Origin of the sequence: Arthrobacter sp. AZCC_0090, from assembly GCF_014207375.1 — a bacterium.
Taxonomy (GTDB): Bacteria; Actinomycetota; Actinomycetes; order Actinomycetales; family Micrococcaceae; genus Arthrobacter.
This window is the reverse complement of record NZ_JACHEE010000002.1, coordinates 490,190-512,754: the sequence shown is the minus strand read 5'-3', so window position 1 is coordinate 512,754 and position 22,565 is coordinate 490,190. Positions and strand designations below refer to the sequence as shown.

The following is a 22,565-nucleotide window of genomic DNA, read 5'->3' as shown; positions in this document are numbered from 1 at the left end:
GACGTCAACGGTGACTGTGCCTACCACCACCCAGACCAAGCCAATACATGCCGCAGAGGCCGCTCGCCGTCCGGGGCTCGGTGCGCAACTGCTGCGCCGCAAGCCCATCGGTCAGATGGTCAGCGAAGCCGGAAGCAGCAAAAGCGGAACGCCACTGGTCCGCAGCTTCGGTGTCCTCCAGCTGACCATGATCAGCGTTGGCGCCACCCTGGGCACGGGAATTCTGGTGATCCTGGGAGAATCCGTCCCCCTGGCCGGCCCCGCGGTCTGGATTTCCTTCGTGGTGGCGGGCCTCGCTGCCCTGTTCTCCGCCGTGTCCTACGCGGAAATGGCGGGCCTTGTGCCTGTGGCCGGTTCCAGTTATTCCTACTCCTACGCCACGATGGGCGAGGGCATGGCCTGGATTTGTGGCTGGTGCCTCGTCCTCGAATACGCCGTCTCCGTAGCTGCGGTGGCCGTCGGTGCAGGGCAATACGTGAACGAAACCCTGGCAGCGTTCGGGCAGGTCCTGCCGGACGCCATGTCCCAGCCACCGGGCAGCGGCGGCGTGGTCAACGTCCCCGCCATGGCGATCGTGGTCCTTGCCATGATCCTGCTGGTGCGCGGCGCCAAGGAGAGCGCCTGGATCAACACCGCGATCGTGACCATCAAGATCGTCATCCTGCTGTTCTTCTGCGCCGTTGCCTTCACCGCATTCAACGCCGGCAACTTCGAACCCCTCATGCCGATGGGTGCCGCAGGCGTCTCGGCCGCTGCGTCCAGGGTCTTCTTCTCCTACATCGGCTTCGACGCCGCCTCCACCGCCGGCGAAGAAGCACGCAACCCCAAGCGCGACCTGCCCCGCGCCATCCTGCTCTCCATGGTGATCGTGACCAGCATCTACGTCCTGGTCGCTGTGGCAGCCATCGGCGCCCGGCCGTGGGAATGGTTCGGCGGCACCGAGGCGGCCCTCGTCCAGATCCTCGAGGAAACCACCCACCAGCCCTGGATCGCGCTCGTCTTCTCCATCGGAGCCGTGCTCGCCATTGCCAGCATCGTCCTGACCGTGCTCTACGGCCAGACCCGTATCCTGCTCTCCATGTCCCGCGACGGACTGGTACCGGAGGTCTTCGGCCGTATCTCCCCGCGAACCGGCACTCCGGTGGCCGGAACACTGATCGTGGGCACCGCCGTCGCACTCACCGCGGGGCTCGTCCCGCTCGGCGCGCTGGCCGACGCCACCAGCATCGGCACCCTCTTCGCGTTCGCGCTGGTCAACGTGGCCGTCATCTACCTGCGGCGCAACCGCCCGGAGCTCAAGCGCAGCTTCCGCGTGCCGCTCTACCCGATCACCCCCGTCCTCGGCACGCTGATTTGTGCCTACCTCATGGCCAACTTGGGCGCCGACACCTGGGTGGTGTTTGGTGGCTGGATGCTCGTGGGGATCGCGCTCTACTTCGGCTATGGACGCCGGAACTCCAAGGTAGCGGCCCTGACCGAACAGGAATACCGTGAACTATCCGCCAGGGTCGCCGACCCGGAAACTGTGAAGGCAGAACTTTCATGACCATCGCCACCGAATTGCCCACGGAACCCACACCCCGCGCAGGGGACACGGGAATTTCCCAAGCAACGCCGGCCGACGCTCCCATCACTATGCTGAATCCGGACTTCCCGTTCAGCTACGACCACTACCTGGCCCACCCCGATGGATTGGCGGTTGTTCCGCCGGAACTGCACGGCACGGAGGTCGCGGTGATCGGCGCAGGCCTGTCCGGACTCGTCACGGCCTATGAGCTTATGAAACTCGGACTACGCCCCGTGGTCTATGAGGCTGACCAGATCGGCGGGCGGCTGCGCACTGCGAGCTTCCCCTCCGCTCCAGGAGTGGTGGCAGACCTCGGCGGCATGCGCTTCCCGGTGTCCGGCAAGGCGTTCTACCACTACGTGGACCTCCTCGGCCTGGACACCCAGGAATTCCCCAACCCGCTCGCGCCCGCAACGTCAAGCACAGTGATCGAGCTGGCCGGACAAAAGCACTACGCTGCCACCTCGGCTGACCTGCCGGAGTTCTTCCACGAGGTTGCCGCAGCCTGGAAGTCCGCCGTGAATGACGGTGCCGCGTTCCAGGAAATGCAGGAAGCCATCCGGGTCCGCGACACTACCCGGATCAAGGAACTGTGGAACGAGCTGCTCCCGCTCTTGGATGAGCAGACCTTCTACGGCTTCATCGCCGCGAGCAAGTCCTTCAAGGAGGCCGGGTTCGCGCACCGCGAGGCCTTCGGGCAGGTGGGCTTCGGCACGGGCGGCTGGGACACCGACTTCCCCAACTCCATCCTTGAGATCCTGCGCGTCGTCTACACCGACGCCGATGACCAGCACCGGCTCATCGCGGGAGGAGCGCAACGGCTCCCCGAGGCACTATGGCACCACGCGCCGTCGGGCATGGCCCACTGGCCAGAGGGCACCTCGCTGGCATCGCTGCATTCCGGTTCCCCGCGCGGAGCCGTGGACCGCATCGAACGCGGCGACAACGGAGATCTGTTGGTGCGCGAACGTTGGGGCCGGGAATCCGGCTACCCCGCCGTCGTGACTACGTGCCAGTCCTGGTTGCTGTCCACGCGGATCCACACCCAGGAATCGTTGTTCCCCTCGGAGCTGTGGACCGCGATCGAGCGCTCGCACTACATGCAGTCGTCCAAGACCTTTGTGATGGTGGACCGGCCGTTCTGGAAGGACATCGACCCCGAAACGGGCCGCGAAGTGCTGTCCATGACCCTGACCGACCGGCTCAACCGGGCAACGTACCTGCTCGACGACGGCGCGGACAAGCCCGCCGTCATCCTGCTTTCCTACACGTGGAACGACGACGCCCTGAAGTGGCTCTCGCTCAGCGCCGAGGAACGCGTCAAACTCATGCTGCACTCACTTGAGCAGATCTACCCGGGCGTGGACATCGCGAGCCACATCGTGGGCCAGCCCATCACGGTCTCCTGGGAAGCCGACCCCAACTTCATGGGTGCCTTCAAGGCCAACCTGCCGGGGCACTACCGCTACCAGCAGCGCCTGTTCACGCACTTCAAGCAGGACAAGCTGTCCGAGAGCCAACGCGGGATCTTCCTGGCCGGCGACGACGTCTCGTTCACCGCGGGCTGGGCCGAAGGCGCCGTCACCACAGGGTTGAACGCCGTGTGGGGCGTGGTGAACCACTTGGGCGGTTCCTCCGTGGCCGGCAACCCCGGTCCCGGAGACTTGTTGGACGAATTGGGGCCGATCAGCCTGGACTAGCCGTATCCGGCCCTATCTCGGACACGAAATGCCCGGCAGGAGAACCCTCCTGCCGGGCATTTCGTTCTTAATCCTGTGCGTGCATCTCTCGGTGGGCCGCTGCCAGCTCCCGGTAGTGAGCCGCGTTGTGTTTCACGCCGTCGAGCTCTTCCTCACTCAGTTCGCGGCGCACTTTGGCAGGCACGCCGGCAACCAAGGATCGCGGCGGGATGACAGTCCCCTCAAGCACGACGGCGCCCGCCGCCACGAGCGAACCGGTGCCGATAACGGCGCCGTTCAGGATAGTGGCACTCATGCCGATGAGGCAGTCGTCCTCCACCGTGCATCCGTGTACGACTGCGCTGTGCCCAACGCTGACGCGCTCGCCGACCGTGCAGGGGAAGCCGGGGTCGGCGTGCAGGACCACGTTGTCCTGCAGGTTCGAGCCGGCGCCGACGCTGATGGCAGCGGTGTCTGCCCGGACGGACACACCGTAGAAGGCGCTGGAGTCCTCGCCAAGGGTGGCCTTGCCGATGATGGACGCCGTGGGAGCTACGAAGGCAGTGTCATGGATGACCGGGGTGTCGCCGGCGAAGGAGTAAATGGGAGCCATGGGCCAAGCCTAGAACATGCTGGCCCCGGCCCAACTCACTCGCAGTAGGTGTCGTTTTGACGCCTTATTACGGCACCTACTGCTAGCCAGTTGGGCCGGAAGGCGTCCGGAGGACCAGGAACTGGTAGTGCTGGATCCATTTTCCCGCACCCGGCCCGGACTCTGCACCCGTGCCTTCGGGCCAGGTCTCAAAGTGTTCCACCGTGCCGTGCGCACCGAAGATGTGGCGCACGGCGGCGTCGCTCCGCCGGCTGAAGAACCGTCGCGGCTCGTCTTCGTCTTCCGGGTTGAGAACTTCCTCATCGTCACCCGACCAGAGCCCGACGCCGATTGGCGCACCGGGCGCCGCGACCCGCACGAGTTCGCTGAGGACGTCGTGGATTCGAGTGTTGGGGACATGGAGGAGAGTACTCATGGTCCACACGGCAGGAAAAGTGGCGTCGGCGAACGGCAGGGCCCGGCCGCTGGCCACGCTGGCGTCCAAGCCTTTGGCCCTAGCGAGGTGGATGCTCTCCTCGGAAAGGTCGACCCCCGTGTAGTGGATTCCTGCCTCCACGAACTTGAGGCCCTCGATTCCGGTCCCGCAGCCCAGTTCGAACAGCGAATGCCTGTGCTCGTCCTTGAGTAGACGGATGAACCAATCGCGGCATTCCACCCGGTGCGGCGTCAGGGCGCGGGTGTGCAGGAGAGTGGCCTGCCGGTCGTAGAACGCGGCGAGATCAGCCTCGTGGTCGGCTTCCGGGATGCGCTGCATGCGAACAGCCTAGGCCGGAGCCTAGTTGAAGACCACCGTGCGGGTGCCGTCCAGGAGGACGCGGTGTTCGGCGTGCCACTGCACGGCCTGTGCGAGCGTGCGACCCTCGACGTTGCGGCCCATCTGCACGAATTGCTCAGCGGTGCGGGCGTGGTCCACACGGATGACCTCCTGCTCGATGATGGGACCCTCATCGAGGTCCGCCGTGACGTAGTGGGCGGTGGCACCGATGATCTTCACACCGCGGGCATGTGCCTGGTGGTAGGGCTTGGCGCCCTTGAAGGACGGCAGGAAGGAGTGATGGATGTTGATGGCCTTGCCGTTGAGCTCGGTGCAGAGCTCGTTGGAGAGGACTTGCATGTAGCGCGCCAGGACAGTCAGCTCGATGCCGTGTTCACGGATGAGCTCGAGGAGTTTCGCCTCGGCCTCCGGCTTCGTGTCCGGGGTGACCGGGATGTGGTGGAAGGGGATGCCATAGAACTCGGCCAGTCCTTCGAGGTCCCGGTGGTTGGACACGATGGCCGGCACCTCGATGGGGAGGGTCCCGGAACGCTGCTGGAAGAGCAGATCGTTGAGGCAATGCGCGTCTTTTGAACCCAGGATCAGGGTACGGACCTTCTGGCCCACCGGGTTGATCTGCCACTTCATGCCGAATTCTTCGGCCACCGGAGCCAGTGCCGAACCCAGTTCAGCCTGGGCAGAGGACGTGGTGGCTTCCACCCGCATGAAGAAGTTTCCCGTGGTGGGGCTGCCATATTGCTGGGAATCGGCGATGTTGCAGCCAGCCTCCAACAAGGCGCCTGCAACGGCGTGCACAATTCCGGGCCGGTCCGGGCAGGACAGGGTTACAACAAAAGACGTGGGCAGGGTGGAGTCAGTCACACAGTCAAGCCTACCGTTGCGCACCTGTTGTACTGTTTAAGTCGTCGCGACTGGCGTTGGGTGGTGTACCACCAGGGAGCGGCATTGATGAAGACCACGGATCGTACGCCTGGGCCGAGGGTCACGTTTTACTGTCGCTGTGCCATGCCCCGTAATCAAAGGGCATGGAAAAAACGCAGCCGGTAGCCTGACCTGTAGTAATACCCGTTGCCTATCCAGGAGATCTTCGTGACCACCACCATCACCTCCGCGACCATCAGCAACCAGCCGCTTGCCGAACTCGACCCCGAGATCGCAGCGGTTCTGGAACAGGAACTCGGCCGCCAGCGCGGCACCCTGGAAATGATCGCTTCCGAGAACTTTGCGCCCCGCGCCGTCATGGAGGCCCAGGGCTCGGTCCTGACCAACAAGTACGCCGAAGGCTACCCGGGCAAGCGCTACTACGGTGGCTGCGAATACGTGGACATTGCCGAGCAACTGGCCATCGACCGCGTTAAGGCTCTCTTCGATGCAGAGTACGCCAACGTCCAGCCGCACTCGGGTGCACAGGCCAACGCCGCAGCGCTGTCTGCCATGATCACACCCGGTGACAAGATCCTCGGCCTGTCCCTGGCCCATGGTGGCCACCTGACGCACGGCATGAAGCTGAACTTCTCCGGCAAGCTCTACAACGTGGCTGCCTACCAGGTGGAGCAGGACACCTTCCGCGTGGACATGGACAAGCTCCGCGAGCAAGCGATTGCCGAGAAGCCGCAGGTCATCATCGCCGGCTGGTCCGCTTACCCGCGCCACCTCGACTTCGCGGCCTTCCGCTCCATCGCCGACGAAGTTGGCGCCCTTCTCTGGACGGATATGGCCCACTTCGCCGGCCTCGTGGCAGCAGGCCTGCACCCGAGCCCGGTGCCGCACTCCGACGTCGTCACCTCCACGGTGCACAAGACGCTGGCTGGACCCCGTTCGGGTGTGATCCTCGCGAAGGAAGAATGGGCGAAGAAGCTCAACTCCAACGTTTTCCCGGGCCAGCAGGGTGGTCCGCTCATGCACGTCATCGCGGCCAAGGCCGTTGCCTTCAAGATCGCCGCGGGCGAGGAATTCAAGGAGCGCCAGGAACGCGTCCTCGAAGGTGCCAAGATCATCGCCGATCGCCTCAACCAGGCTGATGTTGCCGAAGCCGGCATTTCGGTCCTGACCGGCGGCACCGATGTCCACTTGGTCCTCGTGGACCTGCGCAACTCGCAGCTGGACGGGCAGCAGGCCGAAGACCTTCTGCACTCGGTGGGCATCACCGTCAACCGCAACGCCGTTCCGTTCGACCCCCGCCCCCCGATGGTCACCTCCGGCCTGCGCATCGGTACCCCGGCACTGGCTACCCGCGGATTCGGTGCTACCGAGTTCACCGAGGTTGCCGAGATCATCGCTTCGGCGCTGAAGTCCGGTTCCGCTACCGATGTTGAAGCCCTGCAGGCCCGCGTCGACAAGCTCGCCGCTGACTTCCCGCTGTACCCGCAGCACGAGCAGTGGTGAACCCGTCCATGGCGCAGACCGCGAAGATCCTTGACGGCAAGGCCGCCGCCGCCGCCATCAAAGCTGAGCTTACTGAGCGTGTCGCTGCGCTGAAGGCCCGCGGCGTGACTCCGGGCATTGCCACTGTGCTCATAGGTGCGGACCCTGCCTCGCAGCTTTACGTGTCCATGAAGCACAAGCAGTCTGTGGAGATCGGGATGAACTCGATCCAGCGTGAGCTTCCGGCGGATGCCACTCAGGCCCAGGTTGAGGCCCTCATCGACGAACTCAATGCGGACCCCGCCTGCCACGGTTACATCGTGCAGCTGCCGCTGCCCAAGCACCTGGACACCGACGCTATCCTCGAGCGGATCGACCCCGCCAAGGATGCCGACGGCCTGCACCCGACCAACCTGGGCCGGCTGGTGCTCAACGTCAACGGAGAGATCACCTCGCCGCTGCCCTGCACGCCCCGTGGCGTCATCGAGCTCCTGGAGCGCAACGGCTACAGCCTCGCAGGTAAGCACGTTGTGGTAGTCGGCCGCGGCGTCACGATCGGCCGCTCGATTGGCCTGCTGCTCACCCGGCGGGCCGTGAACGCCACCGTGACGCTGACGCACACCGGCACCAAGAACCTCTCGGAGCTGCTGCGGCAGGCGGACGTGATTGTCGGCGCGGCGGGTGCAAAGCACATCGTCAAGCCTGCGGACGTGAAGCCGGGCGCGGCCGTGCTGGACGTCGGTGTCACCCGTGAAACCGACCCCGAGACGGGCAAGAGTAAGGTCCACGGCGACATCGATCCCGCCGTTGCCGATGTAGCCGGCTGGATTTCGCCGAACCCCGGTGGCGTGGGTCCCATGACCGTGGCGCTGCTCATGACCAACGTGGTCGAAGCCGCGGAACGCCAAGTGGCAGCGGGAAGCGTCTCCGGCGTCGCCTGATTTTGCTCCCCACCAGCGTGTAGGGCGCCTACTCCCTCGGGAGTAGGCGCCCTACACCGTTAACCCGACGACGCAGGCGCCCTCCGCGGCTAGGCTCGGAGCATGCAGCGGCGTTTCCAGGGTCCTCCCACGAGTTTCATCGTGATCGCGGTGGCCCTGATCCAGGTCCTGGGGACCGTCTTTTCGGCGAGCCACCAGACTGCACTGCGTCCCTTGGACCCGCTCGCCTTCATCCTGTTGCTGGCAGGACCCGGGGCCTTGGCTTTCCGGACCAGCAGGCCGGTGGTCATGCTACCGGTGACCCTGGCGGCCACGTTCAGCTATGTGCTTCTCGGTTACGCCTGGGGCCCGATCGTGCTGTCCCTCGCGTTGTCGATCATCCTGACCGCGGCGGCGGGGCTGCGCTGGCAGGCCTGGATTGGGGCAGGGATCTGCGCGGCGGCCATCGTGCTGTTTGCCGTCATTGCCGGGGATGAGGCGGGGCTTGTCCGTTCCTCCGCCGGTGTCGCGTGGGCGGCGATCCTCGTGCTGATCGGTGAAGGCTTCCGACGGCGGGGCGAGCGGATGGCCGAATACCGGCGACGGCGCGAGGCCGCGAAACAGGCCGAACGGGACGAATACCGGCTCACGCTCGCCCGGGATATCCACGATGTGGTGGCCCACTCCCTGTCGATGATCAACGTCCAGGCCTCCGTGGCGCTCCACTTGGGCACCAACGATCCCGAGAAGCTCCGCCCGGCGCTGGAAGCCATCAAGGCAGCGAGCAAGGAATCCTTGGCCGAGGTCCGTCAGCTCCTCGGCGTACTGCGCGACGACGCTCCGTTGAGTCCTGCGGCGCCACCAAGTCTGGCGCGGATCCCGGAACTCGTGGAGGACGCACGGCACGGCGGCCTGCAGGTGCGATTCGAAAACTCGGTGTCCCCGGAACGAGTTGGTACGGCACAGCAGGAAACTGCCTACCGGATTGTCCAGGAAGCGCTGAGCAACGTCCGCAGGCACTCAGGCGCGGCGTCCGCCGTCGTACGTCTGGAATTGGCGGCGAACGCGCTGAAGGTGAGGATCGACGACGACGGTGCAGGCATGCGGGGAGCGGCCGCCGGCAACGGGCTGACAGGTATGCACGAGCGCGTCGACGCCTTGGGCGGGACACTTAGCCTGACGCCGCTGGATCCCGGGCTGCGCGTTGAGGGGAACCTCCCGTTGAACTTCACTCAAGGAGAACACCGGCCATGATCCGCTTGCTGCTCGCCGACGACCAGACCCTTATCCGGGCGGGATTCCGCGCGCTCCTGGATGCTGAACCGGACATGGAAGTGGTGGCGGAAGCGGGTACTGGCCGCGACACCGTCAGGCTGGCCGAGCTTGAAGCACCCGACGTCATCCTGATGGACATCCGCATGCCCGATGGCGACGGGTTGACCGCAACCCGGCAGATCCTGGCCAACCCCCGCCTCGCGCACACGCGCATCATCATCCTCACCACGTTCGAGTTGGACGAATACATCGCTGAGGCGGTGCGCGCGGGCGCCGCCGGCTTCCTCGTCAAGGACACCGAACCGGAGGAACTGATCCGCGCCGTGCGGGTGGTGCACGACGGCGATGCCCTGCTTTCGCCTTCGGTGACACGCCGCATCATGGCCCAGCTCGCCGTGCAGAGCAAGGCGGCGTCGAAGACAATACCCCTGGACCAAATCACCGAGCGCGAACGGGAAGTCCTGGCGCTGGTAGGCGAAGGCCTGAACAACGCGGAGATTGCCGAAAGACTGTTCATCACCCCACTGACGGCAAAGACCCACGTTTCCCGGATCATGACCAAATTGCTCGTGCGGGACCGGGCGCAATTGGTGGTCCTGGCGTACGAATCAGGCTTGGTCCGGCCCGGGTGGAGCAGCTAGCCGTTCCGCGCAGTCTCCCGGGGGAGTAGGCGGCCGGACGCAAGTGCCTCCCGGTGGCCGACGCGTTTCGATGGGCCAAAAACCAGACTGGAACCAGAGCCGAGATACGGCCTGTTGAGAGTTTGGACTGGACATGTTGACATCACTAAGCACCACCATCGGCGCCGCGGCCGCCCAGCTGCCTACCGACGTCGTCCATGGACCCGGGGACGGATTCGTCTTCTGGCCGTTTTTCCTCCTGATTCCGCTGTTTTGGATCCTGGTCATCGGATTCTTCATCTTCTTTGGCCGCCGCATGTGGCGCCGGAACCACTACTGGGCCGCAACCCAGGGCGCCGAAAGCGTACTGAGGGAACGCTACGCGCGGGGCGAAATCGACGAGACGGAGTACCGCCAACGCCTGGAAGTGCTGCGGGCACATCCGACGAAGTGAGGCGCCGGCGGATTCTGCTGGATCATTCGCCATCGCTCAACCAGCAAGCCCCGGAACCACGCGGTTTCGGGGCTTGGCGCGTGGAATGATCCAGCAGAATGTCACGCTGCCGGGTTATTCCAGAAAATTGCGCAATACCTCTTTCACGTATTCCTTGGCTCTACTAGTCTGCTGTGGGTGCACAATGAAGCCACCCGCTCTTTCTCCACGTCAGCCAGCCGACAGATGAACCCACCCGCAGTCATCACAGCCGAAAACCTCACCAAGACCTATGGTGAGCTCACCGCCGTCGACGGCATCTCATTCGAGGTTTCGGCGGGGGAGTCCTTCGGGCTGCTGGGGCCCAACGGCGCCGGCAAATCAACCACCATGAAGATGATCGGCGGAGTCTCCCAGCGCACGTCAGGGAAGCTCAGCATCATGGGCCTGGACCCGGAAACCCACGGCCCGGAAGTCCGTGCGCATTTGGGCGTGGTGCCCCAGCAGGACAACCTGGACGAGGAACTGAAGGTCCGCGAAAACCTGATCGTCTACGGCCGCTACTTCGGGCTGCCTTTGAGCTACTTGCGTCCCAAGGCCGATGAACTGCTTGAGTTTGCGCAACTGTCGGACAAGGCCAAGTCCAGGGTCGATGCCCTCTCGGGCGGCATGAAAAGGCGCCTGACAATTGCCCGCTCGCTGATCAACGAGCCCAAGATCCTGCTCCTGGATGAGCCCACCACGGGCCTGGATCCGCAAGCCCGCCACATCCTCTGGGACCGGCTGTTCAGGCTCAAGGAACAGGGCGTGACGCTGATCCTCACTACCCACTACATGGACGAGGCCGAACAGCTTTGCGACCGGCTGATCGTGGTGGATAAGGGCCGGATCATGGCCGAAGGATCGCCCGCCAGCCTGATCCGCGAATACTGCACGCGAGAGGTCCTGGAGCTCCGCTTCGGCTCAGAACGCAATACCACCATCGGCGTCGAGCTCGAAGGCGTCGGCGAACGCGTCGAGACGCTGCCGGATCGCGTGCTCATCTACGCGGACGACGGTGAATCGGCCTTGGAGCAAGTCTCCGCGCGCCGGCTCCGCCCCCTGACCTCGCTAGTGCGGCGTTCTTCGTTGGAGGACGTTTTCCTCCGGCTGACCGGACGGAGCCTTGTTGATTAGCGGGCGGTTGGCTTGGGGACAGTTGATGAGCGGAGAGCAGACGAGGAGGGCACATGACTGACGCGCAACTCCCGACGGCGGTCCATCCCTTGCGTGCTCACTCGCCGGCCATCTCGGCCAGCCGGGCGCGACGCTGGGGATCGTTTTTCTACGCGGAGCAGGCACTTCGAGTGATGCGTGGCTACGGTTGGTCCGTGTTCCTGTACAGCGTGGGGCAGCCGGTGGCGTACCTGTTCGCGATGGGCATCGGGCTGGCGAGCCTGGTGGACGCGAACAGTGCGGCGGTATTCGGCGGTGTGAGCTACTTGGCCTTCATTGCGCCGGCACTCCTCGTCTCATCCGCGGTCATGACGGCATCGGGGGACTTTTCCTACCCGATCATGGACGGCTTCAAGTGGCGCCGTGTGTTCTATGGCCCGCACGCTTCCCCGCTCGTTCCCCAGCAGATTGCCGCGGGCCACATCATGGCCAGTGCCTTGAAGTTCCTCGTGCAATCGGTGGTCTACTTCGTTATCGTAGCCATGTTCGGCGCCTCGCCGAGCCCTTGGGGCTGGGTGTCGGCCGTGGTTGCCACGATAGCCGGGCTGTCCTTCGGGCTGCCGCTCATGGCCTATGCGTCGACCATCACCAAGGACGCCGGCCAGTTCGCACTCGTGCAGCGATTCATCGTGGTGCCTTTGTTCCTGTTTTCGGGGACCTTCTTCCCCCTGGACTCGCTGCCGATAGGGGTCCGCTGGATCGGCTGGATCTCTCCGGTGTGGCACGGCACGGAGCTGGGCCGCGTCTTCACTTACGGTCTTGAGGAGAGCCCTGTGCTGACCCTGATCCACGTCCTGTTCCTTGTTGGCGCGGCCGCCACCGGGTGGACGCTGACGCGGCGGCAGTTCGTTAGGAGGATGGGGGCATGAGTGCCCTGGCTGAAGGCCAAACCGGACCGCAAAGCGCCACGGACGCTGCCCGCGAACGCACCTTTGGCCCGCTGTACTCCCGCAATGCACTTGCCGTTGTGGCCCGGGGGCTCATGGCGGCGAAAAGCAGTACATGGTTGATCCTGGTTTCCGGGTTCTTCGAACCGGTGCTGTACCTGATTTCCATGGGCGTTGGACTGGGTCCGATCGTGGGTACCGTGGCGGGGCCTGGCGGCCAGGAAATCAGTTACGCGGCCTACATTGCGCCAGCCCTCCTGGCAGTGTCTGCGATGAACGGCGCCGTCTACGACTCAACGTGGAACGTCTTCTTCAAGATGAACTTCGCCAAGCTGTACCAAGGCATGCTCTACACCTCCCTGGGGCCGTTGGATGTAGCCATCGGGGAGATCTTCCTGGCCCTGCTGCGTGGTCTCCTGTACGCAACGGGCTTCACCGCAGTCATGGGCGTCATGGGTCTCATCACCACGCCCTGGGCCATCCTGGTTGTCCCTGCGTCCGTGCTGATCGCTTTCGGCTTTGCGAGCTTCGGCATGGGCATCACGAGCTTCATGAAGACTTTCCAGCAGATGGACTGGATCAACTTCTTCATGCTGCCCATGTTCCTGTTCAGCGCCACCTTCTACCCGATAACCGTCTATCCGCAGTACATTCAGTGGCTCATCCAGGCGATGCCTCTGTGGCATGGCGTGGAGCTCTTGAGGCAGATCAGCATTGGTTCTTTCAGCCCTGCCACGGCGGTTCATATCGCCTACTACCTTGTGATGATCGCACTCGGCATCATGCTCACCACCGGGCGATTGCGGAAACTCTTCCTGAAATAGCCTCGACTCCTTGAAGACCAGGCTGTTCGCCGGGGGTGGAAGCGGCTGGCTCGCCCTGCGGAGTTTGCGACAATGGGTGCATGCAATCTCTCGGCGACTCCCCGTCATCTGTTCCCCCGTCCGCTTCCGCCAAGAGCCCTTTCAAAGGCTTCCGCATCGGTGGACTGGGCATGACGGTGGTGCTCATCGCTTTCCTGGTGGCCGTGATCTTCGCGGCCAACCAGAACGACGTGGTCGGCTGGATCGTCGCCGTTGTTTCCTTTGGCTGGCTCGCCCTCGCCGCTTTCGTGGTCTTCAGCATCCAAAAAGCTGCCAGGCGGGCCGGAGAGAAACTCTCCGAAGCACAGAACGCCTTCAACGCGGCAACCGGCCGGGCGCCGTCGTCGTCGAGCGCCGACCACGGCGGCACACGGGTGGTGGCGGAACGCAGCGAAGCGGATGAAATCCGTGACCTCAAACTGGACCACTCGTTCAAGATCGTCCAGGTGCAGGTTCGCGTGGTGGAGGCGGAGCGTGCCAAAGGCGAATCAGCTGATCAGGACACCATCGACCGCGCGTTGGAGACCATCGCCATCACGTCAAGCAACGCCAGGGACATGATCAAGTCGTCCGGCGGAACCGACGAGCCCGTCTCGGGCACCATCATCGACTAGAGTAGGCGGGGTGAGCTCGGCATTGAAGAAGGACTTCCTTCGCATCGCAACGGTCAACGTCAACGGCATTCGCGCCGCCTACAAGAAGGGGATGGCGGAGTGGCTGGAGCCGCGCGACGTCGACATCCTCTGTCTGCAGGAGGTTCGTGCGCCTGATGAGGTGGTTCACCAGCTCATCGGCGAAGGCTGGCACATCCTCCACGCCGAAGCCGAGGCCAAGGGCCGCGCCGGCGTAGCGATTGCCTCCCGGCAGGAACCCACTGCCACCCGCGTGGGTATTGGCGACGACTACTTCGCCACCACCGGGCGCTGGGTGGAAGCCGACTACGTCGTTCGGGATGGCGGCGGCAAGGACACTACCCTGACCGTCGTCAGCGCCTATGTGCACTCCGGCGAGGTAGACACCCCCAAGCAGGTGGACAAATACCGCTTCCTTGATGTCATGATCACGCGGCTCCCCGAGCTCGCCAAGCATAGTGACCACGCCTTGGTGGTTGGCGACCTCAACGTCGGCCACACGGAGCTCGACATCAAGAATTGGAAGGGCAACACCAAGCGTGCCGGCTTCCTTCCTGAGGAGCGTGCGTACTTCGATCGTTTCTTTGGCGACGAGATTGGATGGAGGGATGTCCACAGGGGCCTGGCAGGAAATGTCGATGGCCCCTACACCTGGTGGTCCCAGCGCGGTAAGGCCTTTGACACTGACACAGGCTGGCGCATCGACTACCACATGGCCACTCCTGGACTCGCGGCAGCCGCTCTTTCGGCCGTCGTTGACCGGGCGCCGTCGTGGGACACCCGTTTCTCCGACCACGCACCGCTGGTAGTCGACTACCAGCTCTAGGCTTTCGAAAGTTTCCTCATGACCAGTTCAACCACAACTGAACCCGCTGCAGCTGCAGCCAAGGCATCATCCACCAAACTCCCAGTCGGTGCCAAGCACCGCGTCCTGTCGGGAATGCAGCCGTCCGCGGACTCTCTGCACTTGGGGAACTACCTGGGCGCTCTGGTCCCTTGGGTCCGGATGCAGGACGAGTACGACGCCATTTTTTTCATCCCGGATCTGCACGCGATCACTGTGCCGCAGGACCCCGCCGAGCTGGCACGCCGGACGCGCGTCACTGCTGCCCAGTACATCGCCGGCGGCGTAGACGTGAAGAAGTGCACGCTGTTCGTCCAGTCCCAGGTTCCTGAACACGCCCAGCTCGCCTGGGTCCTGGGCTGCATCACCGGCTTCGGCGAGGCCTCGCGCATGATCCAGTTCAAGGACAAGTCCTTGCAACATGGTTCGGATCACGCCAGCGTCGGGCTCTTCACATACCCGATCCTGCAGGCAGCCGACATCCTGCTGTACCAGCCGCACGGAGTGCCCGTGGGTGAAGACCAGAGGCAGCACATTGAGCTCAGCCGCGACCTGGCCCAGCGTTTCAACAGCCGCTACGGCGAGACGTTCCAGGTGCCGCAGGCCTTCATCCAGAAGGAATCGGCCAAGATCTACGATCTCCAGAACCCTACGGCCAAGATGTCCAAGTCCGCAGAGTCGCCGGCCGGTTTGATCAACCTGCTGGATGATCCGAAGGTCACGGCCAAGCGCATCAAGTCCGCTGTCACGGATACCGAGACGGAAATCCGCTTCGACCGTGAGGCCAAGCCCGGCGTCTCCAACCTGCTGAGCATCTACTCGTCCATCAGCGGGCAACCGGTGGAAAAGATCGTCGCGGATTACGAAGGCAAGATGTACGGCCACCTGAAGGTCGATCTTGCCGAACTCGTTGCCGGCCACCTCGGGCCCATCAGGGACCGCGCCAACGAACTCCTCGCGGACCCGGCAGAGCTCGATCGGCTCCTGGCTCTTGGGGCGGACAAAGCCCGTGAAATCGCCTCGGCCACCCTAGCCGACGTCTACGCCAAGGTGGGCTTCCTGCCTTACGGCGGGCCTCAGGGAATCCGCTAAACCCATGTGCGCGGCTGGCAAGCTCAGCGTCCAGGCTGGCTCCCTTAGAGGGGGAGCCGGCCGGGCCGCTGATGCCCGCCCGGACGCGGGCGCACACCAGTCTGCCAGCCCGTGCGGCGACAGCATGTGCGTGGGTGTCATCCTGGGCTTCCCCCCGGATGTGGCGCAGGAGCTGCAGCAGTGGCGCGCCTCCTTCGGTGATCCCATGGCCAAGGTCATCCCTGCCCACATCACACTGGTCACCACCACGCCGGCGCAGGATTGGGAAGCCACACGGGAGCACGTTCGGGAGATCGCCAGGCGCCAGGCGCCGTTCAAGATCACCATTTCCGGCACGGGCTCCTTCCGTCCCGTGTCCCCAGTGGTGTTCCTGAACGTCGAAGACGGCTTCACGGAGTGCGTGGGCCTGCACGAACAACTGCAGACAGGTCCACTGGAACGCGATCTTCCTTTCCCTTACCATCCCCACGTGACGGTAGCCCACGACGTCGCTCCAGAAAGCTTGGATGAGGCCGAAACCGTTCTCAAGAACTACACCGCCACCTTCCCTGTGGTTAGCATGGGACTTTACGAGCACGACAACAATGGCATCTGGCAGCTACGGGAAGAGCTCGATTTTGGCGGGGACACAGATCAAGCACGGGAAAGCACAGCCAACAGCGGAGACTCCTCCCCAACCAACTGAGCTTGCCAAACTCAGGCTGCAACTCATCCACCGCAGGCTCGACTGGGGCCACGCGCGGCGCTCCAACGCCGGCACCGTGCCGAAGCTGATGGCCTTCGTGCAGTTGTTCCTTGCCCGGCTGAACACCTTCCGGCCCATGCGGGCGTGGCAGCACTACTCCTTGCGGCACGGGCCGCTCATGAGTGCCGGCATCGGGTTCACCATGTTCTTCTCCATCACCGGGTTGCTGGCCACGGGATTTTCCGTTGCGGGACTCGTCTTGAGCGGCCAACCATTCTTGGTGGACGCCATCATCGCGAACATATCCAAGAGTGCCCCGGGGCTCTTGAAGGTAGATGGTGGCGAAGGCCTGGTCAATCCACATGACCTGCTCAATCCGAACGGCCTGGGCTGGACCGCGGTCATCGCCGCAGTGGTCACGGTGTTTACCTCTTTGGGCTGGATCGCGAGCGTGCGCGAGGGATTGCGCGGGGTCATGGAATTGCCGCCCCTTCCCCGCAACCCGGTCCTGGCCAAATTGTTCGACGCCGGGACGCTCCTACTGCTCGGCGTGGCGCTTGCGCTGAGCGCAGGTGTCTCCCTGGTCTTCGGGACGGCGGCCAGTTGGGTGATTGCCCTGCTCGGCTTGGACGAAGGCATAGCGGGACCCGCGATCGGCGTCGTGAAACTGGTGGTGCCATTGCTGCTGAACTGGGCGACGGCGGCCATCCTGTTCCGGCTTGCCGGGGGCCTTCCGCTCAGGCGGCGGGCCTTCTTGGAGGGAACCATCATCGCCGCGGTCGGCACCACCGCTCTCCAAGTCTTCAGCACCGAACTCCTGGCCCGCGCGGGGCAGAACCCCGTCCTCGCACCCTTCGCCATCATCATCGGGCTTCTCATCTGGTTCAACCTGGTCAGCCAGGTCTATCTGGTGTCCGCGGCGTGGTCGACCATCAGGGAAGTGGACGCGGACGCACACGAGCCGCACCGCAAGGCCGCCCTCGGATCTCGGCACCTTCCGCCCCATTCCTTCCCCGCGAGAGGCAAGTAGGGCCTAGGGCGTGTCTCCTCATGCTGTCAGCCAGATGCTGATGGCGCGGAGGACCGCGCCGCCCCGGTAGGTGAGGGCGAGCTTGTCGTAGCGGGTGGCCCCCGCCACTGCTTGAAGGTGTTGAAGTTCCGTTCGACGACGTTCCGGCCTTTGTAGTCTTCCTTGTCAAAGGCCGGAGGTCGTCCGCGGTTGACCTTCAGATGCTTCATCAGATGCGGGAACATCGGCGCGTCCCCTCCCTGACCCGGTGCGACCAGCAAGGTCAGCGGCTGGCCCTTCCCCTCGACCAGGGCATGGATCTTCGTGCTCAGCCCGCCGCGGGAACGGCCAATGGCATGATCGGGCCGGTTTAGCAAACAGATTCATGTAATTCGACGGGGCCCCTGTGGCGCGGGGAAGGTTCGTGCCGTGCTGGTAGGCACGGTTCACCCTCGAATCGACCGAGACCGACCAATCCACCTCGCCCCGGGAATCCGCCACCGTCAGCTCGGCCAGGATCTTCTCCCATGTATCGTCGCCGCTGTAGCGGCGGTGCCGCTTCCAGATCGTCTGCCAGGGGCCGAATCCGCCAGGAACATCACGCCATGCGATCCCGCACTGATACCGGTAAATGATGGCCTCGACCACACGCCGGTCATCCCGGAACGGACGACCCCGGAGACCATCGGATGAGGGCAGCAAAGGCTGGATGCGCGCCCACTGCCCATCAGCCAAAACAGAATCACGAGACACCCGTCCAGCATCCCGGACCACCAGCCCGGACTTTAGGAGACACGCCCTAACGCGTCGGCGCAGGTTCCCCGCGGGACCCGGTCTTGGTGCTCCTCGTACGTCGACTTCGAACAGCTTCCGGTCGTTTGGACCTGATTGCCCCACTGTCTTTGCGCTGCCGGGGTGCTGCGCTCATGTAAGCGAGAAACGGATCAGAGCCGTGGCTCCAATGGCGATGTATGCGACCGGGGCGACACCTGCCGGCATTCGCCGCGCTGTCCCCGGACCCGGCGCAGCACGGGTGAGGAGGCAGGCAGTTGTGCACCACAAGAGAGTCATTGCCAGGAAGCAGGCCGCTGTCACGACTCCCGCAGCTTCATCGACGCCGTGGAACAGCGGGATGTACAGTGCCATGTTGTCTCCTCCGTTGGTGACCGTGATGCCAACGACTGTGAGTGTGGTCCCGGCCTCTGTTCTCGGGCGCTCCCTGCGGGGCTGCCTGTCCCGGCGCCGGAGTGACTTGAGGCTGATGACGATCGGGATCAGGGACAAGTACCGGATCCAGGACGTCGGCACGTCGTTCAGGGCTTTGGCCGCGACGAAGGCTGCGGCAGTGAGCAGTCCGATGCCGATGATCTGGCCCGCCCAGATCCGCGCCGTGTTCCTGGCACCCGTTGCCCGGTCCAGTGCGAAGAGCGCTGTAAGTACCAAGAAGTCGTCGAGATTGGTTGCGGCGTAGGTTCCTGCGGCGGTGGCGAGGATACCGGCGTCCATCGCTGCCTCTCAGCGCAGGGCGAAGACGGCGCAGGCGCTGCCTGCAAGGCACCCAACGCCAGCCCGGTCGGTTGAGAAAGCCCGGGCCCGGGCAGAAGCCATGATCTCGACGAGCTGATCCTCGGGCGCGGTTCTAATGGCTCGCTCGCCGCGCGGCATGGTCCGTTTGCAGCCGGGAACCTTCAGGGCGGTGCGCCTGGGCCTGTCGCCGTGCACGAGTCTCAACATGTTCAGCAGCCCTTGATCAAACGAGCGGGTGCCAGACCGCTCGATGCCTGTGCGGGTCGCGGGCTGTGTTCTGCGATGCGAGCAGGCATTGCCGGCTCGTCTAAGCGCACGATCTGCAGGTCCATGAGAGTGGGGGGCTCGGCGCCGGCCCGGGAGACCGTGACGGCGGCTGCCTGAGCCGCCAGGGTCCCCGCGGCCGCCAGTTCGGAATTGTTGAAGGGCGGCCGTCCCAGGTTGAGGAGTGCCGTGAGGAGGGCGGACATATAACTGTCTCCTGCGCCTACCGTGTCCTGAACTGTTGTTGAGACTGGCTCGATCCCGATGATGTCGCCGCCGGATACGAGGAAGGAACCTCCGGCTCCTGCCGTCACGGCGACAACAGGACCATTGCCGGCTATCGTTCTGGCCGCCTCTTGCGCAGTGAGGCTTGGATAGAGGTAGGCGGCATCCTCGTCGCTGAGCTTGACGATATCGGAGAGGGCCACGAGGCGTTCGAAGCGGGCCAATGCGCTGGCCGGATCTCCGGTGAGGGCCGGTCGAATATTGGGGTCGAAGCTGACAGTCGCGTGCTGGCCGAGTTCGCGGACGATCTCCTCTACCCGGTCTGCGCCAGGGGCGAGGAATGCCGCCACCGAGCCGACGTGAATGTGATCAACTTCCGGGAGTGCAGCTTCGACCGGGAGGCACCAGTCCAAATCGAACGTGTAGCGGGCAGCACCACCGCTCTGGATGTCCGCCAGTGCCGTGGACGTCACCGGGAGGGACCAAGACTCGGTCAGGATCTCGATGCCGGAGGCGCGAAGGCGGGCCGCGATCGCCTCGCCGCGTGCGTCGCGGCCCAGAGCGGTGAGGAACGATGTTGCGACGCCAAGCCGCGCGAGTCCGAGGGCCACGTTCGCCGGAGAGCCTCCCGGGTGTTCGCTGATCCCTTCGGCGGTGTCGATGATGTCTGTCAGGGCCTCGCCCACAACCAACACTTGCTTTCCTGGCCAAGCCCCGGACGTCATCTTTTGGCGGTTCCCGGGGCTGGTTTCGGTAACCTCCCGGCTCCCGCTATCGGGCGCCCGCTGATCAGCTACGGTCGGGTTTTGCATCTGGACTCCTTAAGTTGAATATGGTTCGAAGGTTGCCGCGGGCTCATGGCGCCGTGAAGGGGTCCGCGCCGGTTTCCTGCTTTGCGGCGCACACCAAAGAAGATGCTGGGACAGCGCCTCTCCGGGTGATCAGGCCCTCTCACACAAGACGCTGGCTCTCTGCTCCCTCCTCGGGGACACCTGGCGGCCGTTGGCAGCGGATCCGGTCCGGTCTGACTTTTCCGCAGGAAGGACAGGCAGGTCCCTTGGGCAACCAAGGCGTGCGAGCTGGCAGATCGTGGGCCGCATCCACGCCCACGGTGACTCGTTGGACATGGCTTCCTTGGCGGGACCCTCACGGATTGTCCTCCGGTTCCCGCACTAGGCCTGCCTAACGGCGGCGGAAACCTTCCATTCAATAGCGGCAGCCGCCGGAGGCTAGCCTTTGACCGCGCCGACGGTCATTCCGGCAATGACCTGCTTCTGGAAGAGCGCATAGATGACGAGCTGGGGCAACAGCACGAGAGTCGCGGCCGCCATCATGCCCCCGTAATCGACCGTGTACTGTCCTTGGAATCGCGATACCGCCAGCGAAACCGTCACCATATCCGGGTTGTTGATCAGGATGGACGCGAACGGGAATTCATTGAAGACATAGACCACGTTGAAGATGAGGATCGTCGCGATTACGGGCCGCATCAGCGGCAGCACGACGGTCCAGCACAGCCTTCCGAGCCCTGCACCATCGATGATTGCCGCTTCCTCAAGTTCGGACGGAAACTCCCTCAGGAAACCGGTCAGCAGCAGTGTATTGAACGGAATGGACACCGCGATGTAGGGCAGGATCAGCGCAGCGTACGTTCCGAATACACCGAACGCCAGGTCGAGGCGGTAGACCGGGAAAAGCAGGATGTAAACGGGCACCGCAAGGCCGGCGAGGATGTAGAAACGCAGGCTCGACTGGACTTTCCGGTGCCGGAATATCATCCGCGTCAATGCAAACGCGGCCGTGAATGAGATCGCCGTTCCGACGGAGACAGCGACGACCGCGATCAGGACGGTGTTCCCGTACATTTTCAGCAGCGGCAGCGACCCGATGACAGTCAGGTAATTGTCAAGAGTCAGATTGGTGAGTGAGAACGGGTTTCCGAGGATGTTTCCGCTTGGCTGGAATGAGAGCAGGACGATCCAGAGGAGCGGGAGGACCACGAGGAACGTGATCAAGTAGGCGACCGCGCCCGAGGCGATCGCCGCGGCCCTCCGCCGGGTCCGTTTCGGCTTCTGATGCTCCGGGGTTGTCCCGGTCAAATCGGTGCTCATGGATTCATCGATGACGTCGGTCCGGGTGGTTCTCATGCTGTCTTCCGCTCGCGCGAGAGGGCCAGGTATGCAACGGAAACGACTGCGCCCAGCACCGTGATGATGACGGCCAGGGCCATGCCCAGGCCATATTTCTGGTTGGTGAAGGTGGTGAAGTACATGTAGCTGACAAGGGTTTCGGACCGGTGGACAGGACCGCCTCCGGTGAGCATGTAGACGAGCTCAAAGATCTTGAAGACGCTTGTAATCATCAGGATTGTGACGATCGCAAAGGTCTCGCGCATCATCGGAATGGTGACGTAGCGCAGCTGCTGAAACCCGGTGGCGCCGTCGAGTTCGCTGGCTTCCATGACATCCTCGGGCAGCACCTGCCGGCCCGCGTAGAAGATCGTCATGGCGAAGCCGATGCTGCCCCAGATGAAGACCAGCGCAACCGCGTACGGTGTCAGGGTGTCCCCGCCGATCCATTGGACCGGGGCCACCCCCACGAAACCCAGCAGCCGATTGAGCAGGCCGATCTTCGGGTCGAGGATGAAGACCCAGATCAGCCCGACGAGGATCGGCGCGATGATGGCCGGACCGAAGACGAGGGCGCGAAGAGCCCCGCCGCCGGGAACCTTGCGGCGAAGAAGAAGCGCGAGAGCGAAGGATCCGGGGACCAGCAAGACGATGCTGACGATGAGAATGATGACCGTGTTCTGCAGCGCCCGCCAGAAGAAGGGGTCTTGGCCCAGCGAAATGTAATTCTGGAGACCGATGAACTCAGGGCTTCCGAATCCCTGGAACTTGGTGAAGCTGAAGCCTAGGGAGTAGATGACGGGGTAGACGAGGAACAGGGTGAAGAGGATCAGCGCTGGTGCGATCATCACGAGGATCTTCCAACGGGAACTTATCCATGTCACGGGTTGAGACTTTCTGCAGGTGTTGGACTGCCGGCGGCTCCGGCTTCGAGAGCCAGAGCCACC

22 protein-coding genes and 1 pseudogene are annotated in these 22,565 nt (G+C 63.9%); 15 read left to right on the top strand and 8 right to left on the bottom strand.

Translation table 11 applies throughout. The annotated features are described in order from the left end of the window. The first annotated feature begins 115 nt into the window (after positions 1-115). Complete coding sequence (locus tag HNP00_RS05005; protein WP_221451224.1) at positions 116-1,546, top strand: amino acid permease; 1,431 nt, start codon at positions 116-118, stop codon at positions 1,544-1,546. After that, positions 1,543-3,267: an NAD(P)/FAD-dependent oxidoreductase gene (locus tag HNP00_RS05000; protein WP_184736556.1), complete on the top strand. Its 1,725-nt coding sequence runs from the start codon at positions 1,543-1,545 to the stop codon at positions 3,265-3,267. Before HNP00_RS05005 ends, HNP00_RS05000 begins: the two co-directional genes overlap by 4 nt. Before the next feature lie 67 nt (positions 3,268-3,334). Here the strand turns inward: HNP00_RS05000 and HNP00_RS04995 are convergent, their stop codons facing one another. The 3 genes from HNP00_RS04995 to purU form a co-directional block, all read right to left on the bottom strand. Continuing rightward, positions 3,335-3,859, bottom strand: a complete 525-nt coding sequence (locus HNP00_RS04995) for a gamma carbonic anhydrase family protein (RefSeq protein ID WP_184736554.1) — start codon at positions 3,857-3,859, stop codon at positions 3,335-3,337. 82 nt (positions 3,860-3,941) lie between these two features. Next, positions 3,942-4,613 carry a class I SAM-dependent methyltransferase gene (locus HNP00_RS04990; protein ID WP_184736552.1) on the bottom strand — a complete coding sequence of 224 codons (672 nt, stop codon included), beginning with the start codon at positions 4,611-4,613 and terminating at the stop codon, positions 3,942-3,944. A gap of 21 nt (positions 4,614-4,634) precedes the next feature. Beyond that, positions 4,635-5,495 carry a formyltetrahydrofolate deformylase gene (purU, locus tag HNP00_RS04985; RefSeq protein WP_184736550.1) on the bottom strand — a complete coding sequence of 287 codons (861 nt, stop codon included), beginning with the start codon at positions 5,493-5,495 and terminating at the stop codon, positions 4,635-4,637. A gap of 228 nt (positions 5,496-5,723) precedes the next feature. On the opposite strand from purU, the gene glyA reads away from it, so the two are divergent. From glyA to HNP00_RS04920, 13 genes are all read left to right on the top strand, one after another. Further along, positions 5,724-7,019 (top strand): serine hydroxymethyltransferase, encoded by a 1,296-nt coding sequence (glyA, locus tag HNP00_RS04980; RefSeq protein ID WP_184736548.1) that lies wholly within the window; start codon positions 5,724-5,726, stop codon positions 7,017-7,019. An 8-nt stretch (positions 7,020-7,027) separates the two neighbouring features. Further along, positions 7,028-7,939, top strand: a complete 912-nt coding sequence (locus tag HNP00_RS04975) for a bifunctional methylenetetrahydrofolate dehydrogenase/methenyltetrahydrofolate cyclohydrolase (RefSeq protein WP_184736546.1) — start codon at positions 7,028-7,030, stop codon at positions 7,937-7,939. A 102-nt stretch (positions 7,940-8,041) separates the two neighbouring features. Then, entirely contained in the window at positions 8,042-9,172 is a 1,131-nt protein-coding gene (locus HNP00_RS04970) for a histidine kinase (protein WP_184736544.1), read from the top strand. Next, on the top strand, positions 9,169-9,834 hold the full coding sequence (locus HNP00_RS04965; protein ID WP_184736542.1) for a response regulator transcription factor: 666 nt from the start codon (positions 9,169-9,171) through the stop codon (positions 9,832-9,834). Before HNP00_RS04970 ends, HNP00_RS04965 begins: the two co-directional genes overlap by 4 nt. Before the next feature lie 133 nt (positions 9,835-9,967). Continuing rightward, positions 9,968-10,267, top strand: a complete 300-nt coding sequence (locus tag HNP00_RS04960; protein WP_184736540.1) for an SHOCT domain-containing protein — start codon at positions 9,968-9,970, stop codon at positions 10,265-10,267. A gap of 225 nt (positions 10,268-10,492) precedes the next feature. Beyond that, positions 10,493-11,422, top strand: a complete 930-nt coding sequence (locus HNP00_RS04955) for an ABC transporter ATP-binding protein (protein ID WP_184736537.1) — start codon at positions 10,493-10,495, stop codon at positions 11,420-11,422. Between the two features lie 53 nt (positions 11,423-11,475). Next, the gene (locus tag HNP00_RS04950) at positions 11,476-12,330 is read left to right on the top strand and encodes an ABC transporter permease (RefSeq protein ID WP_184736535.1); all 855 of its coding nucleotides are present in this window, start codon (positions 11,476-11,478) and stop codon (positions 12,328-12,330) included. Continuing rightward, entirely contained in the window at positions 12,327-13,172 is an 846-nt protein-coding gene (locus tag HNP00_RS04945; protein ID WP_184736533.1) for an ABC transporter permease, read from the top strand. The genes HNP00_RS04950 and HNP00_RS04945 overlap by 4 nt, the downstream gene beginning before the upstream one ends. Before the next feature lie 80 nt (positions 13,173-13,252). Then, positions 13,253-13,825, top strand: a complete 573-nt coding sequence (locus HNP00_RS04940; protein WP_184736531.1) for a hypothetical protein — start codon at positions 13,253-13,255, stop codon at positions 13,823-13,825. Between the two features lie 10 nt (positions 13,826-13,835). Further along, positions 13,836-14,669, top strand: coding sequence for an exodeoxyribonuclease III (locus tag HNP00_RS04935; RefSeq protein WP_184736529.1), 834 nt, complete (start codon positions 13,836-13,838; stop codon positions 14,667-14,669). A gap of 18 nt (positions 14,670-14,687) precedes the next feature. Next, complete coding sequence (gene trpS / locus HNP00_RS04930) at positions 14,688-15,779, top strand: tryptophan--tRNA ligase (RefSeq protein WP_184736527.1); 1,092 nt, start codon at positions 14,688-14,690, stop codon at positions 15,777-15,779. Positions 15,780-15,783: 4 nt separating this feature from the next. Beyond that, on the top strand, positions 15,784-16,464 hold the full coding sequence (locus HNP00_RS04925) for a 2'-5' RNA ligase family protein (RefSeq protein ID WP_184736525.1): 681 nt from the start codon (positions 15,784-15,786) through the stop codon (positions 16,462-16,464). An 85-nt stretch (positions 16,465-16,549) separates the two neighbouring features. Next, the gene (locus HNP00_RS04920; RefSeq protein ID WP_395893784.1) at positions 16,550-17,494 is read left to right on the top strand and encodes a YihY/virulence factor BrkB family protein; all 945 of its coding nucleotides are present in this window, start codon (positions 16,550-16,552) and stop codon (positions 17,492-17,494) included. Between the two features lie 18 nt (positions 17,495-17,512). Here HNP00_RS04920 and HNP00_RS04915 read toward each other — a convergent pair. From HNP00_RS04915 to HNP00_RS04895, 5 genes and pseudogenes are all read right to left on the bottom strand, one after another. Beyond that, a pseudogene (locus tag HNP00_RS04915) lies at positions 17,513-18,226 on the bottom strand (IS5 family transposase). A 171-nt stretch (positions 18,227-18,397) separates the two neighbouring features. Continuing rightward, positions 18,398-18,979 (bottom strand): cadmium resistance transporter, encoded by a 582-nt coding sequence (locus HNP00_RS04910; RefSeq protein WP_184736520.1) that lies wholly within the window; start codon positions 18,977-18,979, stop codon positions 18,398-18,400. 230 nt (positions 18,980-19,209) lie between these two features. Next, a complete protein-coding gene (locus HNP00_RS04905) occupies positions 19,210-20,301 on the bottom strand; it encodes a carbohydrate kinase (protein ID WP_260404760.1) in 1,092 nt (363 codons plus the stop codon). 417 nt (positions 20,302-20,718) lie between these two features. Continuing rightward, entirely contained in the window at positions 20,719-21,636 is a 918-nt protein-coding gene (locus HNP00_RS04900; RefSeq protein WP_221451142.1) for a carbohydrate ABC transporter permease, read from the bottom strand. Beyond that, positions 21,633-22,502 carry a carbohydrate ABC transporter permease gene (locus HNP00_RS04895; RefSeq protein ID WP_184736518.1) on the bottom strand — a complete coding sequence of 290 codons (870 nt, stop codon included), beginning with the start codon at positions 22,500-22,502 and terminating at the stop codon, positions 21,633-21,635. The genes HNP00_RS04900 and HNP00_RS04895 overlap by 4 nt, the downstream gene beginning before the upstream one ends. Positions 22,503-22,565 lie beyond the last annotated feature (63 nt).

Excerpts from the sequence above, each read along its gene's own strand:
- HNP00_RS04925 (WP_184736525.1), top strand. The coding sequence starts at position 15,784 with ATGTGCGCGGCTGGCAAGCTCAGCGTCCAGGCTGGCTCCCTTAGAGGG.
- HNP00_RS04955 (WP_184736537.1), top strand. The coding sequence starts at position 10,493 with ATGAACCCACCCGCAGTCATCACAGCCGAAAACCTCACCAAGACCTAT.
- HNP00_RS04970 (WP_184736544.1), top strand. The coding sequence starts at position 8,042 with ATGCAGCGGCGTTTCCAGGGTCCTCCCACGAGTTTCATCGTGATCGCG.
- HNP00_RS05005 (WP_221451224.1), top strand. The coding sequence starts at position 116 with ATGGTCAGCGAAGCCGGAAGCAGCAAAAGCGGAACGCCACTGGTCCGC.
- HNP00_RS05000 (WP_184736556.1), top strand. The coding sequence starts at position 1,543 with ATGACCATCGCCACCGAATTGCCCACGGAACCCACACCCCGCGCAGGG.
- HNP00_RS04905 (WP_260404760.1), bottom strand. The coding sequence starts at position 20,301 with ATGCAAAACCCGACCGTAGCTGATCAGCGGGCGCCCGATAGCGGGAGC.
- HNP00_RS04945 (WP_184736533.1), top strand. The coding sequence starts at position 12,327 with ATGAGTGCCCTGGCTGAAGGCCAAACCGGACCGCAAAGCGCCACGGAC.
- HNP00_RS04990 (WP_184736552.1), bottom strand. The coding sequence starts at position 4,613 with ATGCAGCGCATCCCGGAAGCCGACCACGAGGCTGATCTCGCCGCGTTC.
- HNP00_RS04995 (WP_184736554.1), bottom strand. The coding sequence starts at position 3,859 with ATGGCTCCCATTTACTCCTTCGCCGGCGACACCCCGGTCATCCATGAC.
- trpS (WP_184736527.1), top strand. The coding sequence starts at position 14,688 with ATGACCAGTTCAACCACAACTGAACCCGCTGCAGCTGCAGCCAAGGCA.
- HNP00_RS04940 (WP_184736531.1), top strand. The coding sequence starts at position 13,253 with ATGCAATCTCTCGGCGACTCCCCGTCATCTGTTCCCCCGTCCGCTTCC.
- HNP00_RS04950 (WP_184736535.1), top strand. The coding sequence starts at position 11,476 with ATGACTGACGCGCAACTCCCGACGGCGGTCCATCCCTTGCGTGCTCAC.
- HNP00_RS04900 (WP_221451142.1), bottom strand. The coding sequence starts at position 21,636 with ATGAGAACCACCCGGACCGACGTCATCGATGAATCCATGAGCACCGAT.
- HNP00_RS04975 (WP_184736546.1), top strand. The coding sequence starts at position 7,028 with ATGGCGCAGACCGCGAAGATCCTTGACGGCAAGGCCGCCGCCGCCGCC.
- HNP00_RS04960 (WP_184736540.1), top strand. The coding sequence starts at position 9,968 with ATGTTGACATCACTAAGCACCACCATCGGCGCCGCGGCCGCCCAGCTG.
- HNP00_RS04910 (WP_184736520.1), bottom strand. The coding sequence starts at position 18,979 with ATGGACGCCGGTATCCTCGCCACCGCCGCAGGAACCTACGCCGCAACC.
- HNP00_RS04965 (WP_184736542.1), top strand. The coding sequence starts at position 9,169 with ATGATCCGCTTGCTGCTCGCCGACGACCAGACCCTTATCCGGGCGGGA.